This window comes from Achromobacter sp. FW305-C-13, from assembly GCF_058783475.1.
This window is the reverse complement of the sequence record NZ_JBYSYN010000002.1, coordinates 1,292,233-1,307,887: the sequence shown is the minus strand read 5'-3', so window position 1 is coordinate 1,307,887 and position 15,655 is coordinate 1,292,233. Positions and strand designations below refer to the sequence as shown.

At 67.1% G+C, this 15,655-nt stretch carries 13 protein-coding genes; 10 read left to right on the top strand and 3 right to left on the bottom strand.

The window, feature by feature from the left end:
• Window positions 1–14: 14 nt before the first annotated feature.
• Window positions 15–1,850: an allophanate hydrolase gene (atzF, locus tag AC3WMU_RS17365; RefSeq protein WP_492282736.1), complete on the bottom strand. Its 1,836-nt coding sequence runs from the start codon at window positions 1,848–1,850 to the stop codon at window positions 15–17.
• Window positions 1,851–2,222: 372 nt separating this feature from the next.
• On the opposite strand from atzF, the gene urtA reads away from it, so the two are divergent.
• The 10 genes from urtA (at window position 2,223) to AC3WMU_RS17315 (ending at window position 13,420) form a co-directional block, all read left to right on the top strand.
• Window positions 2,223–3,476 carry an urea ABC transporter substrate-binding protein gene (gene urtA / locus AC3WMU_RS17360; protein ID WP_035212331.1) on the top strand — a complete coding sequence of 418 codons (1,254 nt, stop codon included), beginning with the start codon at window positions 2,223–2,225 and terminating at the stop codon, window positions 3,474–3,476.
• Window positions 3,477–3,490: 14 nt separating this feature from the next.
• Window positions 3,491–5,122 (top strand): urea ABC transporter permease subunit UrtB, encoded by a 1,632-nt coding sequence (gene urtB / locus AC3WMU_RS17355; protein ID WP_492282735.1) that lies wholly within the window; start codon window positions 3,491–3,493, stop codon window positions 5,120–5,122.
• Window positions 5,119–6,246, top strand: coding sequence for an urea ABC transporter permease subunit UrtC (gene urtC / locus AC3WMU_RS17350; RefSeq protein ID WP_492282734.1), 1,128 nt, complete (start codon window positions 5,119–5,121; stop codon window positions 6,244–6,246). Before urtB ends, urtC begins: the two co-directional genes overlap by 4 nt.
• The gene (gene urtD, locus AC3WMU_RS17345; protein ID WP_088589558.1) at window positions 6,243–7,082 is read left to right on the top strand and encodes an urea ABC transporter ATP-binding protein UrtD; all 840 of its coding nucleotides are present in this window, start codon (window positions 6,243–6,245) and stop codon (window positions 7,080–7,082) included. Before urtC ends, urtD begins: the two co-directional genes overlap by 4 nt.
• Window position 7,083: 1 nt before the next feature.
• Window positions 7,084–7,782 (top strand): urea ABC transporter ATP-binding subunit UrtE, encoded by a 699-nt coding sequence (urtE, locus tag AC3WMU_RS17340; RefSeq protein WP_492282733.1) that lies wholly within the window; start codon window positions 7,084–7,086, stop codon window positions 7,780–7,782.
• Between the two features lie 76 nt (window positions 7,783–7,858).
• Window positions 7,859–8,272: a DUF2946 domain-containing protein gene (locus tag AC3WMU_RS17335; RefSeq protein ID WP_492282732.1), complete on the top strand. Its 414-nt coding sequence runs from the start codon at window positions 7,859–7,861 to the stop codon at window positions 8,270–8,272.
• Between the two features lie 198 nt (window positions 8,273–8,470).
• Window positions 8,471–10,672 carry a TonB-dependent receptor gene (locus AC3WMU_RS17330; RefSeq protein ID WP_492282731.1) on the top strand — a complete coding sequence of 734 codons (2,202 nt, stop codon included), beginning with the start codon at window positions 8,471–8,473 and terminating at the stop codon, window positions 10,670–10,672.
• A gap of 20 nt (window positions 10,673–10,692) precedes the next feature.
• Window positions 10,693–12,231, top strand: a complete 1,539-nt coding sequence (locus tag AC3WMU_RS17325) for a PepSY domain-containing protein (RefSeq protein ID WP_492282730.1) — start codon at window positions 10,693–10,695, stop codon at window positions 12,229–12,231.
• A gap of 64 nt (window positions 12,232–12,295) precedes the next feature.
• Window positions 12,296–12,724: an arsenate reductase (glutaredoxin) gene (arsC, locus tag AC3WMU_RS17320; RefSeq protein ID WP_006222643.1), complete on the top strand. Its 429-nt coding sequence runs from the start codon at window positions 12,296–12,298 to the stop codon at window positions 12,722–12,724.
• A 90-nt stretch (window positions 12,725–12,814) separates the two neighbouring features.
• Window positions 12,815–13,420, top strand: coding sequence for a phosphatase PAP2 family protein (locus tag AC3WMU_RS17315; RefSeq protein ID WP_006222642.1), 606 nt, complete (start codon window positions 12,815–12,817; stop codon window positions 13,418–13,420).
• A 9-nt stretch (window positions 13,421–13,429) separates the two neighbouring features.
• Here AC3WMU_RS17315 and AC3WMU_RS17310 read toward each other — a convergent pair whose 3' ends face one another.
• Both AC3WMU_RS17310 and AC3WMU_RS17305 read right to left on the bottom strand, forming a co-directional pair.
• The gene (locus tag AC3WMU_RS17310) at window positions 13,430–14,413 is read right to left on the bottom strand and encodes a Bug family tripartite tricarboxylate transporter substrate binding protein (RefSeq protein ID WP_492282729.1); all 984 of its coding nucleotides are present in this window, start codon (window positions 14,411–14,413) and stop codon (window positions 13,430–13,432) included.
• A gap of 102 nt (window positions 14,414–14,515) precedes the next feature.
• Entirely contained in the window at window positions 14,516–15,601 is a 1,086-nt protein-coding gene (locus AC3WMU_RS17305; RefSeq protein ID WP_492282728.1) for a tartrate dehydrogenase, read from the bottom strand.
• Window positions 15,602–15,655 lie beyond the last annotated feature (54 nt).

Sequence of the window (15,655 nt, the reverse complement as noted above, 5' to 3'; positions counted from 1 at the left end):
TTAGGGTCTGGCAGTTATCGGGGGGTGGCGTTCAGGCTGGCCAGGTAGGCGCGCCAGCCGCCAAAGGCGGTGATGTCCCGCGCACCCGCCAGGCCGCGCGGTTCGCAGATGAATCCCTTGACCAGGCGGCCGTCTTCCAGCTCCAGCGTGCCGATGCCCAGGGGCGCGGGGATCTCGGCGACGAAGGCGCCGAACGCCGTCACCGGCACATCCCAGAGCTCGACCTCGATGGGCGCACCGGATTCGGACTTGACCAGGCCGGGCTTGGGCGGCGTCGTGTTGGCCAGCGCGTACAGGCGGTAGTCGGCGGCCGTGCGGGTCTTCTCGGCCAATACCGCATGGCGCGACGTCAGCTGGTGGTTCAGCGGCATGCCCGTCAAGTGGGCGCCCACCACGGCCACGCGTATCGTGTCCGCCGGCGCCTGACTGGCGGCGATGCCGGCAGGCAGCGGCGCGCCGGTGGCGCCCAACGGCAGACCGCGCTGCGCTTGCCAAAGCTTGCCGAACTGCGCCAGCGCGCGGTCCTGCCACGCCAGACCGATCAGCGTGATGCCGGACGGCAAGCCGTCAGCGCGCATGCCCGCCGGCACCGCCAGCGCCGACAGGTCGGCCAGGTTGGCAAAGTTGGTGTAGACGCCCAGCCGCGAATTCAAGGTGACCGGATCGGCCTCCAGTTGGGCGATTGTGTAGATGGAGGGGGAGGTCGGCACGACCAGTGCGTCGAACCCCGCCAGGGCCTGATGGATCTGGCGCGTCAGTTCGGCGCGGCGGTACTCGGCCTTGAAGGCGTCCAGCGCGCTGTAGTTCGCCGCCTGCTCCACGATGCCGCGCACCACGGGGTTGATGACGTCCGGTGTGTCCTTCCACAACGCTTCCACGGCGGCGAAACGCTCGGCCACCCACGGCCCTTGATACAGCAGCGCGGCCAGCTCGTTGAACGGCGCGAAGTCGATGGTGGCCACTTCCGCGCCGGCGGCCTGCAAGGCGCGCACGGCATCGTCGAAGACGGCGGCGGCTTGCGCGTCGCCAAAGAATTCCAGCGTGGCGGGGATTGCGATCCGGGGCGCCGTGGGCCACGGCAGCGACGCGCCGCCCGGCATGGCGCGCGAATACGGGTCGCGCTCGTCAATGCCGCCGGCCACTTCCGCCACCAGCGCGGCGTCGGCCACGGTCAACGCAAAGATCGACACGCAATCCAGCGTGCGGCAGGCGGGCACCACGCCCGCCGTGCTGAACCAGCCCTTGGTCGGCTTCAAGCCGACGATGTTGTTGAACCCCGCCGGCACGCGGCCCGAACCCGCGGTATCCGTTCCCAGCGAGAACGCCGCCAGGCCGCGCGCCACCACCGACGCCGACCCGGAACTGGATCCGCCGCTGACGTAGTCAGGGTTGAAGGTATTGGCCACGGCGCCGTGCGGCGAACGCGTGCCCACAAGGCCTGTGGCGAATTGGTCCAGGTTGGTCTTGCCGACCAGGATGGCTCCGGCGGCCCGCAGGCGCTGCACCACCGTCGCGTCCTCGCCCGGCGTGTACGCGAATTCGGGGCATGCGGCCGTCGTCGGCCAGCCTGCGGCGTCGATGTTGTCCTTGATGGCGAATGGCACGCCATACAGCGGCAGGCGCGCCAGGTCGCCGCCAGCGGCTTCCCGCAGCAGCTGCAGCCCTTCCAGCTGCTCGTCCAGCGTGTCGCGGTCTACCCGCCGTATCCAGGCGTTGTCCGCCGGATCGTCAGGCGTGGCGGCGTAGTGCCCCAGCAGCGTTTCGGGTTGCGCCCCGCCTTCGCGATAGGCGGCCTGCCATTGCGCAATCGTCCAACCGACGGGGTGCTTCTGCGTTGCTGCGGCATTCATGCTGGAATCCTTTCTTGTATACAAGTACGGATTCCCAAGCAATCGCCGTGCCATGTTGGCCGGCTTTTCCATTTCCCCTCTGAGGCGGCCCGCAAGAACGCGTGAAACGCGGTTTGCCGGGGGAATCAGCACGGCCACGCGCGCACCGCAAGCGGGCAGGCGCCGCACCTGTTTTGTGCATGCGGCACTGTTTTGATCCGGGCACGCCCGCCAAGCGGCCGCCCTGCGCATTCGCGTAAACACCCCCTCTTCATACAGCGGCATGACCCTGCCTGCGCACTTGGCACGCCTTTTGCTTTGAAGTCCAGGTTGTCGGGTGTTGTTCAGATCGTTCCTGCCGGCCACGCCGGCACATTCCATCCAGGAGTCACCATGAATCGCAGACTAGCCGTAAAGCAACTGACCGCCTTGAGCCTGTTGGCCATGTCCGGGTGGATGCCGCAGGTATTCGCCGCCGAAGACACCATCAAGGTCGGCATCCTGCATTCCCTGTCGGGCACGATGGCCATCTCGGAGACGTCGCTCAAGGACGTTGCGCTGATGACCATTGACGAAATCAACGCCGCAGGCGGCGTGATGGGCAAGAAGCTGGAAGCCGTGGTGGTGGACCCCGCGTCGAACTGGCCGCTGTTCGCCGAGAAATCGCGCCAACTGCTGTCGCAGGACAAGGTGGCGGTCGTCTTCGGTTGCTGGACCTCGGTATCGCGCAAGTCGGTGCTGCCGGTGTTCAAGGAATTGAACGGGCTGCTGTTCTATCCCGTGCAGTATGAAGGCGAAGAGCTCGAGAAGAACGTGTTCTACACGGGCGCCGCGCCCAACCAGCAAGCGATTCCCGCCGTGGAATACCTGATGAGTGAAGACGGCGGCGGCGCCAAGCGCTTCGTGCTGCTGGGCACCGACTACGTCTACCCGCGCACCACCAACAAGATTCTGCGCGCCTTCCTGCATTCCAAGGGCGTCAAGGACAGCGACATCGACGAGGTCTACACCCCCTTCGGCCATTCCGACTATCAGACCATCGTAGCCAACATCAAGAAGTTCGCCACGGGCGGCAAGACGGCCGTCATCTCCACCATCAACGGCGACTCGAACGTGCCCTTCTACAAGGAACTGGGCAACGCCGGCCTGAAGGCCACCGACGTGCCGGTCGTGGCGTTCTCGGTGGGCGAAGAAGAACTGCGTGGCGTCGACACCAAGCCGCTAGTCGGCCACCTGGCCGCCTGGAACTACTTCGAATCGGTGAAGAACCCGGTCAACGAGGAATTCATCAAGAAGTGGAAGGCCTATGCCAAGGCGAAGAACCTGCCCAATTCCAGCACGGTCGTGACGAACGATCCGATGGAAGCCACCTACGTCGGCATCCACATGTGGAAGCAGGCCGTCGAGCAGGCCAAGACCACCGACGTGGACAAGGTGATCGCGGCCATGGGCGGCCAGAAGTTCAACGCGCCGGACGGCTACACCATCGAAATGGACAAGACCAACCACCACCTGCACAAGCCGGTCTACATCGGCGAGATCAAGGCGGACGGTCAGTTCAACGTGGTGTGGAAGAGCAAGGGCCCGATCCGCGCCCAACCCTGGAGCCCGTACATCCCGGGTAACGAAAGCAAGCAAGGCCTCTAAGGGAAACAGCAGCCATGCTCATCGCGGCAATCACACGCTTCTTGCGTCGTTCCCTTCTTGCGTGGCTGCTTGCCATGCCGCTGCTGACCGCCCCGGCGGCCGCGGCCGGCGTGGATCCGGCCCTGCTTGCGCCGCTGGCCGGCGACGACACCGACGCCAAGCTGCAAGCGATTGCCGCGTTGGGCCAACTGCCTGATCCCGGCGCGGCAGCCGTCCTGCAAGCGCTGGGCAATGACCAGCTGTATGCGACGGCCGACGGCCGCGTGCTAATCGGCGCGGGCGGCACGCGCGCCACCGATCCTGCCACCGGCGCGGCCGTCGACCTGCCCGCAGGCGTCGGCACCGTCACCATCAACAACCGCCTGCGCCGCGCCATCGAGGCCGCGCTGGCAGGTTCCCGCTTGTTCTCCGACAAGCCCAATGAACGCCTGGACGCCGCCCGACGCCTGCAGCAGACCGGCGATCCCGCCCGTCTGCCCATGCTGGAAAAAGCGCTGGCATCCGAAAAGAACGAGGCCGTGCGCGACGCGCTGCTGATCGCGCAGGCCAATCTGGAATTGAAGAGCGCCGACCCGGCCAAGCGGCGCCATGCCGTCGAATTGCTGGGCGCCACCAGCAATGCCACCTTCCGCCCCACGCTTGCCGCGCTGACGCAGGAACAAGGCGGCGTATACGCCGAAGCCGATGCCGGCGTGCGCGAAGCCGCCGCCAACGCCTTGAAGCGGATCGACCGCCACCTGGCCACCATCGAATGGGCGGGCAACCTTTTCTACGGCATCAGCCTGGGCAGCGTGCTGCTGCTGGCTGCGCTGGGGCTGGCCATCACCTTCGGCCTGATGGGCGTCATCAATATGGCGCACGGCGAACTGCTGATGATCGGCGCCTATGTGACGTATGTGGTGCAGACGCTGTTCCGCGCCTGGCTGCCGGGCTGGCTGGACTGGTATGTGGTGGCGGCGCTGCCGCTGGCCTTCGTCGTGACCGCGCTGGTCGGCATGGCGCTGGAACGCACCGTCATCCGCTGGCTCTATGGCCGCCCGCTGGAAACGCTGCTGGCCACCTGGGGCATCAGCCTGATGCTGATGCAGGGCGTACGCACGCTATTCGGCGCGCAGAACGTGGAAGTGGGCAACCCCAGCTGGATGTCGGGCGGGATCACGGTGCTGGGCGGCCTGGTGCTGACCTACAACCGCCTGGTGATCATCGGCTTCGCATTCTTCGTCGTGTTCCTGGTGTGGGTGCTGTTGAACCACACGCGGCTGGGTCTCTTCGTACGGGCCATCACGCAGAACCGGCGCATGGCCGACTGCGTGGGCGTGCCGACCGGGCGCGTGGACATGCTGGCCTTCGGGCTGGGTTCGGGCATCGCGGGACTGGCCGGCGTGGCCCTGTCGCAGCTGGGCAACGTGGGCCCCGACCTGGGCCGCGGCTACATCGTCGATTCCTTCATGGTGGTGGTGCTGGGCGGCGTGGGCCAGCTGGCCGGCACCGTCATCGCGGCGATGGGCCTGGGCGGTGTCAACAAATTCCTGGAGCCCTACGCGGGCGCCGTCATGGCCAAGATCACCATCCTGGTGCTCATCGTGCTGTTTGTCCAAAAACGGCCGCAAGGCCTGTTCGCCCCCCGCGGCCGGAGCGTTGAATGAAACAGACCGCGCTGACCGATCTGAACCTGCTGGCCCGACGTCCCCTGTTCTCGGGCCGCGTCTGGACGGCGCTGGCCGTGGCCGTCGCGCTGCTTGCGCTGCTGCCCCTGTTGAACCTCGTCTTCCCGCCCGGACACGCGTTGCACGTGTCAGCCTATGCCGTGGCGCTGCTGGGCAAGTTCATGTGCTACGCGATGGCTGCGCTGGCGCTGGACCTGGTGTGGGGCTACGCCGGCATCCTGTCGCTGGGCCACGGCCTGTTCTTCGCGCTGGGCGGCTATGCGCACGGCATGTACCTGATGCGCGCCATCGGCCGCGACGGCGTCTACCAGAGCAACCTGCCCGACTTCATGGTGTTCCTGGACTGGAAGCGCTACCCCTGGTACTGGTCCTTTACCGAGCACTTCTGGTACGCCATGCTGCTGGTGGTGCTGGTGCCGGGCGTGCTGGCGTTTGTCTTCGGCTACTTCGCCTTCCGCTCGCGCATCAAGGGCGTGTACTTCTCGATCATCACGCAGGCGCTGACGTTCGCCGCCATGCTGCTGTTCTTCCGCAACGACACGGGCTTCGGCGGCAACAACGGCTTTACCGACTTCAAGCGCATCCTGGGCTTCGACATCACTGCGCCCGGCACGCGCGCCACGCTGTACTGGATCACGCTGGCGGCGCTGGCAGGCGCCCTGGTCGTGGCACGCATGGTCACGCAATCGAAGCTGGGCCGCGTGCTGACCGCCGTGCGCGACTCCGAAAGCCGGCTGCGCTTCATCGGTTACGACCCGCTGGGCTTCAAGCTCTTCGTCTGGACCTTGTCGGCCGTGCTGTGCGGCATCGCGGGGGCCTTGTACGTGCCCCAGGTGGGCATCATCAACCCCAGCGAGATGTCCACCGAGACCTCCATCGAAATGGTGATCTGGGTGGCCACCGGCGGGCGCGGCACCTTGATCGGCCCCATCATCGGCGCGGGCGCGGTCAATGGCTTGAAGACCTGGTTCACCAGCGTGCTGCCCGAGTACTGGCTGTACGCGCTGGGCCTGATCTTCGTGCTGGTGACGCTGTTCCTGCCCACCGGCATCGTCGGCCTGGCCCGCCGCGTGGCGGCCCGCTTCCAGGAGAACAAGGCATGACCAGCACGCACACCGAATCCGCCATGCTGGACGGCGGCCCCAGCGGCGAAGCCGGATACGGCCGCGTCAGCCCCAAAGGCCTGGACACCAGCCACGGCGCCATCCTGTACCTGGAAGGCATCACCGTCAGCTTCGACGGATTCAAGGCGCTGAACGATCTGACGCTGGACATCGGCGTGGGCGAACTGCGCTGCATCATCGGCCCCAACGGCGCGGGCAAGACCACGATGATGGACGTCATCACCGGCAAGACGCGGCCAACGGCGGGCACCGCCTTCTTCGGCCAGAGCATCGACCTTGCGACCTTGAACGAGGCGCAGATCGCGCATGCGGGCATCGGCCGCAAGTTCCAGCGCCCCACGGTGTTCGAACAGCACACCGTATTCGAAAACCTGGAACTGGCGATGAAGACCGACAAGCGCGTGCGGCCCACGCTGTTCTCGCGGCTGACCGGCGAACAAGCCGACAAGATCGGCGAAACGTTGGATCTGATCCGGCTGCGGCCCGAGGTGTGGCGGCCCGCCGGCCTGCTGTCGCATGGCCAGAAGCAGTGGCTGGAGATCGGCATGCTGCTGATGCAGGAACCCCAGTTGCTGCTGCTGGACGAACCCGTGGCGGGCATGACCGACGCCGAGACCGAACGCACCGGCGAACTGCTGAACGAATTGCGCGGACGGCATTCGCTGATGGTGGTCGAACACGACATGGATTTCGTCAACCAGATCGCGGGCGACGGCAAAGTGACGGTGCTGCATGAGGGCTCGGTGCTGGCCGAAGGGCCGATGAGCAAGGTGCAGGCCGACCCGCGCGTGATCGAAGTCTATCTGGGGCGCTGAGATGCTGGACGTAAGCACGATCAACCAATACTACGGCGGCAGCCACACGCTGCGCGGCGTATCGCTGTCGGTGCGCCAGGGCGAGTGCCTGGCATTGCTGGGCCGCAATGGCGTGGGCAAGACCACGCTGCTGAAATGCGTGATGGGGGTGCTGCCGGTCGCCAGCGGCGGTATCGTGTTCGACGGCGCGGACATCACGCGCCTGGCCCCCCACCAGCGCGCCGCGCGCGGCATGGCCTATGTGCCGCAGGGCCGCGACATCTTCGCCCGGCTGACCGTCGAGGAAAACATCCTGATGGGCATGGCGACCCGGCCGGCGTCGCGGGCGCGCCGCATCAAGGAAGAAGTGTTCGAGCTCTTCCCGGTGCTGAAAAGCATGCTGTCGCGGCGCGGCGGCGACCTGTCCGGCGGGCAGCAGCAACAGCTGGCGATCGCGCGGGCGCTGGTGGCCGAACCCAAGCTCATCATCCTGGACGAACCCACCGAAGGCATCCAGCCGTCCATCATCAAGGACATTGCCCGGGTAATCCACATGCTGCGCCAACGCGGCGACATCGCCATCCTGCTGTGCGAGCAATATTTCGATTTCGCCCGCGAACTGGCGGACCAGTTCGTCGTCCTGTCACGCGGCGAAGTGGTGGCCAGCGGCGACCGCAGCGCCATCGACGGCGAAGACGTGCGGCGGCACCTGTCGGTCTGAGCCTGCGGCGAAATGCCGCAGGCGGGCCGGGATTTCGCGTGCGGACCGCCGATCTGCTCCGATATAATCCGGCTCCATGTGCTTCGCTTCCTTCCTGACCCGCCCCACCTTGTGGATCGCGCTTGCCGCGATCCTGTGGGCGTCGTTGGCGCCGTCGCTTGCACATGCCCTGAGCCTGTCTCCGGGCGGCCACCACGCCCACCGCATCAGCGTCGACTACTGCGCCAGCGAAGGCGAAGCGCCGTCCACCCTGACGCTGGAAGTGCAGCGCGACGGCAGCGACGACACGCAGGCCGACGCCCATGGCGACGGCCACCATTGCCCGCTTTGCCGCAACCCTCAGGCTGACGTGGGCATCCTGCCTGCCCCCGTGCCCGTGGTGCCCGCCCCCGTCGGCCGCGCCATCACCTACCCGCCGCTGTTCTTCCTGGCGGCCAATCCCCTTCATGCCTGGAGCGCGGCCCAGCCGCGCGCACCGCCCGCGAACTAAGTCGGCGCCGCACTGCCGCCTGATGGCGGCATCTGTCCGCGTCTGCCCGCCTTCGCCGCCGGCACGTTGCGCCCGCGCGCTTTGCGCGCCCGCTCGCGTGCCGTCACCCCGACCCTTGCGACCTGCCTTGTGATCCGTCGTGCCCCGCCTGTCCCAGGCGGCGTACCGGGCGCCTTGGCCGGTCCCCCGGTTCCAGACATGAAAAAGACCACTCGCTACACCCTGCTGCTCGGCGCGCTTGCCAGCGGCTCTGCCCAGGCCCTGACCACCGAACCTGCCGTGGAAACGCTGGCCCCCACCACCGTCTACGGCGCCGGCCAGGCCGACCCCGCCCCCAACGGCCCGATCGACCTGGACGCCCGCGACAGCACCGGCAGCCGCCTGGGGCTCACCCTGCGCGAAACGCCGGCCAGCGTCACGGTGATCTCGCGTGAACAGATCGACGCGCGCGGCTCGTTGAACACCCAGGACATCGCGCGCGGCATCCCCGGCGTGGACAACGCGTCGCCCCCCGGCAACGCCGGCGCCGTCAGCTACCGGGGCTTTTCCGGCGGCCAGGTCACGCAATTGTTCAACGGCATCTCGGTGCAGTACGACTCGGTGGCCGGGCGTCCGGTGGACAGCTGGATCTACGATCGCGTTGAGGCCATCGGCGGCCCCTCGACCTTCCTGTTCGGCGCAGGCGCGGTTGGCGGCGCGATCAACTACGTGACCAAGCTGCCCCAGCGCGACACCTTCTACGACGGCCAGTTCCGGCTGGGCTCGTTCGACAGCCGCCAGATCTCGGCGGGATTGAACCAGCAACTGGCTGGCGACCCCGGTGGCCGCGGCCACTATCTGCGCATCGACGCCAACACCGGGTCGAGCCACGGCTGGGTCGACGGCAACCATTCACGCGCCAGCCAGATCGCCGCCTCGCTGCTGTCCGACCTGGGCGACGACGTGACCCAGACCTTCGCCTTCGAGTACCAGCGCGAGCAGGTCGACCGCCCCTATTGGGGCACGCCGCTGAAAACCGACTCGCGCGGCGTGGTGCAGGGCGCGGGCCGCATCCTGGATGGCACGCGGTTCAAGAACTACAACGTGAACGACGGCCTGTACGAGCAGTCCGTGCTCTGGGCGCGGTCCATGACCGAATGGCGCGCCAGCTCGAACCTGACGCTCAAGAACACGCTGTACTACTACCGCGCCGAGCGCGATTTCCGCAATCTGGAGAACTATCGCTTCAATGCCGGCAACAGCCTGGTATTGCGGTCCGGCGCGCTGTTGCAACGCCACGAGCAAAGCCTTTTGGGCAACCGCGTGGAAGGCGTCGTCCGTTCGACGCTTGCCGGCCTGCCCAGCGACTGGTCGTTTGGCACCGACATCAGCCAGAACAAAATCACCCGCTATCCCACCAGCCTGCCCGGCCAGGTAGATGCCGTGGACCCCTACGACTTTTCCCCCGGTGATTTCTATGACATCCCCGGCATGACGCGTGGCCACAGCGCCGACCGCGACAACCGCATCCGCACGGTCGCCCTGACGCTGGAGAATCGCACCGAAGTGCTGCCCGGCGTGGCGATCGTGTCGGCCCTGCGCAAGGACTTCATCGACCTCGACCTGACCAACCGCCGCGCCGTCACGGCAGCGTCCCCCGCCAGCGCGTCGCGCCGCTACTCGCCCCTGACCGGGCGCCTGGGCGTGAACTGGGAGGTCACTCCCGAGGCCTCGCTGTATGCGCAGTACGCCACCGCCGCGGATCCCCCGTCGGGCCTGCTGGCCACCGCGTCATTCGCCGACGTGTTGAACAACGACAAGCTCACCACGGGCACGCAAGCCGAAGTTGGCGGCAAGTTCAACTTCTGGGACGGCCGCGGTTCCGCCACGGTGTCGGTCTATGAGATCAAGCGCAAGAACATGGCCACGTCCGACCCGGACAACCCCGGCGTCAGCGTGCCCGTCGGCGCGCAATCGGCGCGCGGCATCGAATTGGCCGGCGGCCTGCTGTTGACGCCCAAGCTGTCCCTGCAAGGCAACGTGGCGTTCGTGGATCCGAAGTACGACGATTTCTCGCAATCGGTGGGTGGCGTCGCGGTCTCACGCAATGGCAATGTGCCGACCAACACGCCCCGCCGGCTCGCCAACGTCTGGCTGGACTACGCCTTCGTGCCCGATTGGAACGCGAGCGTGGCCGCACGCCATGTCGGCCGCGCCTACGCGGACGCCGCCAACACGGTCTGGGCGCCGTCCTACACGGTGTTCGACGCCGCGCTGTCCCACCGGATCAACCGCAACCTGAACGTGACGGCCCGCGTTCGCAACCTGACCGACAAGGTCTACGCCGCGAACGCGACCCCCACGATGTTCTACCTGGGCGCACCGCGCTCGGTGGAACTGACGGTACAGGCCCGCTTCTGACCGACCGACATCCAGATGCCATGAGCGCCCCCTCGACAAGATCGCCCGCCCGTCCGGCCGGCCCGCCGCTATCCACCCGCGCCAAGCGCTGGCTATACCTGATCCACCGCTGGGCCGGCATCGTGCTGTGCCTGTTCTTCGCCATGTGGTTCATAAGCGGCGTGGTGATGATGTACGTGGGTTATCCCAAGCTGACGCCGCAGGAACGCCTGACGCACCTGGCGCCGCTTGATGCCGCCGCCATCGCCGTCACGCCCGCCCAGGCGCTGGCGGCGGCAGGCGCCGACATCCACAACGCCTCGGGACTGAGCCTGGCCGCCACCCGTGGCGGCGCGCCGGTCTACGCCGTCGCCGGCGGCATGCGCGACGCGCCCCGGATCGTGGACGCCGCCACGGGCGCCCTGCTGCCGCCGGCCGATGCCGAGGTCGCGCGGGCCACCGCCATGGCCTGGTTCGGCGGCCAGTACGCCGCGCACTACCAGGGCACCGTGGTGGAAGACGTGTACACGCATTCCGGCGCCCTCGAGCCGCACCGGCCGCTGCATCGCGTGGACATGGACGACCCCGACCGGACGCGGTTGTATATCTCGTCGGCGACGGGCGCCGTGGTGCTGGACGCCACGTTCAACGAACGCGCCTGGAACTATGCGGGCGCGTGGATCCACTGGTTGTACCCATTTCGCGGCAATGCGCTGGACCCCTGGTGGCACGACATCGTGGTGTGGCTGTCGGTGGCGGGCGTGCTGGTGGCGCTGACGGGCACCGTCGTGGGCATCCTCCGCTGGCGCTTTTCGCGGCCCTACGCCAGCGGCAGCCGCTCGCCCTACCGCGAAAGCATGATGCGCTGGCATCACATCAGCGGCTTGCTGTTCGCCCTCATCACCATCACCTGGATCTTCAGCGGGCTGATGTCGATGAACCCGTGGAAACTCTTCACCAGCACCGCGGCGCCGTTGGACCGCGCGGCCTACGCCGGCGCGGCGTCGGGCGCACCGCTTGCCTCGCCACAGGCTCTGATCGCCGCCTTGCCCGCCGCGCCGCGCGAACTCAGCTGGACGCGCGCCGCCGGACAGGACGTGGTGCTGGCGCGCGGCCCGGCGGGTGCGCCGCAAGTGTTGTCGGCCACCCAGGCGACGCCCCATGTCTTCACCGAGGCAGACCTGCGCCAGGCGGCCGCGCAGTTGCTGCCGGGCGCCGCGCTGCGCGAGGTGCAGGTGTTGCGCGCCTATGACCTCTATTACTACGCGCGCGACGAACACGCCATGCTGGGCCACATCGAAAAACCCCTGCCCGTCTGGCGCCTGGTCTACGACAACCCCCAAGCCACGTGGGTCTATCTGGATCCGCACACCGGCCTGATCCAGGGCCGCCAGGACCGCAGCAACCGCGCAAGCCGCTGGCTGTTCGCCTTTCTGCATAGCTGGGACTGGACGGGCCTGCTGTCGCGCCGCCCGCTGTGGGATGCACTGCTGATCTTCCTGAGCCTGGGCGGCGCCGCATTGAGCCTCACGGGCGTCGTCATCGGCTGGCGCCGGCTGGGCAGGAAGCTGCGCGCCTGAAGGCGCGCGCCGGATGCACTATGCTCACCGTCTTGCAGACGAAACCCCGCACCAAGGAGCCCCCATGTCCGACGTAACCATCTATCACAACCCCAAGTGCGGCACGTCCCGCAATACGCTGGCCATGATCCGCAACGCGGGCATCGAGCCGCAGGTGGTGCTCTACCTGGAAACGCCGCCCTCGCGCGCCACGCTGAAGGCGCTGTTCAAGCAGGCGGGCATCAGCGTGCGCGACGCGCTGCGTGAAAAGGGCACGCCCTACCTGGAATTGGGCCTGGACGATGCGTCTCTAACGGACGACGCGCTCCTGGACGCGATCGAGCAACACCCCATCCTGCTGAACCGCCCCTTCGTGACCACGCCGCTAGGCGCCCGCCTGTGCCGTCCCAGCGAACTGGTACTGGACATTCTGCCGGCACCCCAGCAAGGCGCGTTCACGAAGGAAGACGGCGAACTCGTCATTAACGCCGACGGCAAACGCATCCAGAAGTAAAAGCGCGTACTCCGGCGCATTTTGTAAGCGGACTGACGGGAAACCTCTTTACCATCGCGGCTATTGATTATTACGCCGCGATGACGTGTCATGGATTTCCTGGAACCGCTGAACCAGTCCCTTTTTCTTCTGATCAACGCCGACCCGGCCACCCCGATCTGGCGGATCCATGCCGCCATGCTGGTGGCCAACCAGCTCATCCTGCTGGTGCCCGGAGCGCTGGCCGCGCTGTGGCTCTGGGGCGGCGAAGCGCAACGCAATCTGGCGCTGAAGGTGTTGGCGAGCATCGCCGTGGCGTTGTTCGCCAGCTACCTATGCGGCGCGCTGTGGCCGCATCCGCGCCCCTTCGCCATCGGCCTGGGGCAGGCGTTCTTCCCGCACAAGGCGACGTCGTCGTTCCCCAGCAATCACACCATCATCATCGCCACCTTCGCGTGCGCGCTGATCTTTGACCGGCGCTGGGCGGGATGGGGCTGGGCGACGCTGCTGGCCGCCGCCGTGGTTGGCACCTCGCGCGTCTACCTGGGCGTGCATTTCCCGCTGGATATCGCAGGCGGCCTGATCCTGGCGCCGCTTGCGGCCGGCGTGGCCGTCCCGGTATGGAACCGCGTCGGCGCGCCACTGACGCGTATCGTGCAGGGCATCTACCGCAAGCTGCTGGCCCTGCCGATCGCGCGGGGCTGGATCCGCGCGTAACGGCAGCGCTCAGTTAATCGCCACCTTCGCGTCCTTCACGAGCTTGGCGTAGTTCTCGGTGTCGGCGCCGATGCGGGCCCGCATCTGCTCCGGCGTATCGCCGATAGGCACGGCGCCGATCTCGGCCATGCGGCGCGAGAAATCCGGCGACTGGATGATGGCCACCATCTCGGCGTTCAATTTCGTGACGATGTCTTTGGGCACGGCGGCCGGCGCCAACACGCCAAACCAGGTCCCCATGTTGAACGGCTTCAACCCCGCCTCTTCCATCGTGGGCACGTCGGGCAACGCCGCCGACCGCTGATTCGTCGTCACGGCCAGCGCGCGCAGCTTGCCGCTCTGGATATGCGCCAGCACCGGCGTGATGGTGTCGAACGACATATCGATCTGGCCGCCCAGCAGGTCGGTCGTCAACGGGCCGCTGCCCTTGTATGGCACATGCAGCAACTGCACCTGGCCGGCGTGCTCGAACTGCCCGCCGATCAGGTGCTGGCCGGTGCCCATGCCGTTGGACCCGTAAGTCAGCTTGCCCGGCGCGGCCCGCGCCAAGGTCAGCAGCCCCTGCACGTCCTTGGCGTTCACCTTGGGATTGACCACCAGCACATTGGGCACCAGCGCCACCGTCGTGACCGGCGCGAAATCCTTCTGGAAGTCGTAATGCAGGCTCTTGTAGACGCTGGTGGCGATGGTGTGATGCACGGCGCCCATCAGCAGCGTGTAGCCGTCCGGCGCCGCCTTGGCCACATAGTCCGCACCCAGGGTCGACCCCGCGCCCGGCTTGTTTTCCACCACCACCGGCTGGCCCAGGCGCTTGGCCAGTTCCTGCCCCAGCGCGCGCGCCAGCACGTCGGTCGTGCCGCCGGCCGGGAACGGCACGATCAGGTTCACCGGCCGCGCGGGATACGTCTGCGCCACCGCAACGCCACCCGCCAGGGGCAGGCTCAACAGGCACGCGAACGCCAGGGCGCGCGCGCGTAAGGCTTGCTTGGACATGCTTGTCTCCTTGGAATACGAATGGACTTCGCTTCTTTTTGTATTGCCGGAAACCGCCCCGGGTCTGTCGCCCAGGATCGGGTTTCCGGGTAGTGCGTGTGCCTACGCCGCCCGGGCCTGCCCGCCCGCGGCCAAGCGCGCGCATACCGCGGCCGTCACCTGCTCCGTCGTGGCCTGGCCGCCCAGGTCGCGCGTGTGCAAGGCCGGATTCGCCGTCACGCTTTCGATGGCCTGCATCAGCCGCGCGGCCGCTGCGTTTTCGCCCAGATGTTCCAGCAGCATCACCACCGACCAGAACGTGCCGACCGGATTCGCCAGGCCCTTGCCCATGATGTCGAAGGCCGAGCCATGGATCGGTTCGAACATGGACGGATAGCGGCGTTCCGGATCGATATTGCCCGTGGGCGCGATGCCCAGGCTGCCGGCCAGCGCAGCCGCCAGGTCGCTGAGGATGTCGGCGTGCAGGTTGGTGGCCACGATGGTGTCCAGCGACGCCGGACGGTTGACCATGCGCGCGGTGGCGGCATCGACCAATTCCTTGTCCCACGTCACATCCGGGAACTCGCGGCTGACCTGCAGCGCGATCTCGTCCCACATCACCATGGCATGGCGTTGCGCGTTCGATTTGGTGACGACGGTCAACAGCTTGCGCGGACGCGACTGCGCCAGCTTGAACGCAAAGCGCAGGATGCGTTCCACGCCCGCGCGCGTCATGATGGAAACGTCGGTGGCGGCTTCGATGGGGTGCCCCTGATGCACGCGGCCGCCCACGCCCGAATACTCGCCTTCCGAGTTCTCGCGCACGATCACCCAGTTCAGTTGCTCAGGCGTGCAGCGCTTGAGCGGCGCATCAATGCCGGGCAGGATGCGCGTGGGACGCACGTTGGCGTACTGGTCAAAGCCCTGGCAGATCTTCAGGCGCAGGCCCCACAGCGTGATGTGATCGGCGATGTCCGGGTCGCCGGCCGAACCGAACAGGATCGCGTCCTTGTCGCGCAGGGCATCCAGCCCGTCGGCCGGCATCATCACCTCATGCTTGCGGTAGTAGTCGCCGCCCCAGTCGAAATCCTGGAATTCGAAACGCAGGCCGTCCTGTTCGGCCAGCGCCTGCAGGATGCGCTGGCCGGCGGGAATCACTTCCTTGCCGATGCCGTCGCCGGGAATGGTTGCGATGCGATAGGTCTTCATGGCCGACAGGCCTCCTTGCTGATAAGGGTCTGTCGGCACTTTACTGAGCGCCGG

What these genes read in the sequence shown, in the direction of transcription:
- atzF (WP_492282736.1), bottom strand. Translation starts at nt 1,850, where the DNA reads ATGAATGCCGCAGCAACGCAGAAGCACCCCGTCGGTTGGACGATTGCG.
- urtA (WP_035212331.1), top strand. Translation starts at nt 2,223, where the DNA reads ATGAATCGCAGACTAGCCGTAAAGCAACTGACCGCCTTGAGCCTGTTG.
- urtB (WP_492282735.1), top strand. Translation starts at nt 3,491, where the DNA reads ATGCTCATCGCGGCAATCACACGCTTCTTGCGTCGTTCCCTTCTTGCG.
- urtC (WP_492282734.1), top strand. Translation starts at nt 5,119, where the DNA reads ATGAAACAGACCGCGCTGACCGATCTGAACCTGCTGGCCCGACGTCCC.
- urtD (WP_088589558.1), top strand. Translation starts at nt 6,243, where the DNA reads ATGACCAGCACGCACACCGAATCCGCCATGCTGGACGGCGGCCCCAGC.
- urtE (WP_492282733.1), top strand. Translation starts at nt 7,084, where the DNA reads ATGCTGGACGTAAGCACGATCAACCAATACTACGGCGGCAGCCACACG.
- AC3WMU_RS17335 (WP_492282732.1), top strand. Translation starts at nt 7,859, where the DNA reads ATGTGCTTCGCTTCCTTCCTGACCCGCCCCACCTTGTGGATCGCGCTT.
- AC3WMU_RS17330 (WP_492282731.1), top strand. Translation starts at nt 8,471, where the DNA reads ATGAAAAAGACCACTCGCTACACCCTGCTGCTCGGCGCGCTTGCCAGC.
- AC3WMU_RS17325 (WP_492282730.1), top strand. Translation starts at nt 10,693, where the DNA reads ATGAGCGCCCCCTCGACAAGATCGCCCGCCCGTCCGGCCGGCCCGCCG.
- arsC (WP_006222643.1), top strand. Translation starts at nt 12,296, where the DNA reads ATGTCCGACGTAACCATCTATCACAACCCCAAGTGCGGCACGTCCCGC.
- AC3WMU_RS17315 (WP_006222642.1), top strand. Translation starts at nt 12,815, where the DNA reads ATGGATTTCCTGGAACCGCTGAACCAGTCCCTTTTTCTTCTGATCAAC.
- AC3WMU_RS17310 (WP_492282729.1), bottom strand. Translation starts at nt 14,413, where the DNA reads ATGTCCAAGCAAGCCTTACGCGCGCGCGCCCTGGCGTTCGCGTGCCTG.
- AC3WMU_RS17305 (WP_492282728.1), bottom strand. Translation starts at nt 15,601, where the DNA reads ATGAAGACCTATCGCATCGCAACCATTCCCGGCGACGGCATCGGCAAG.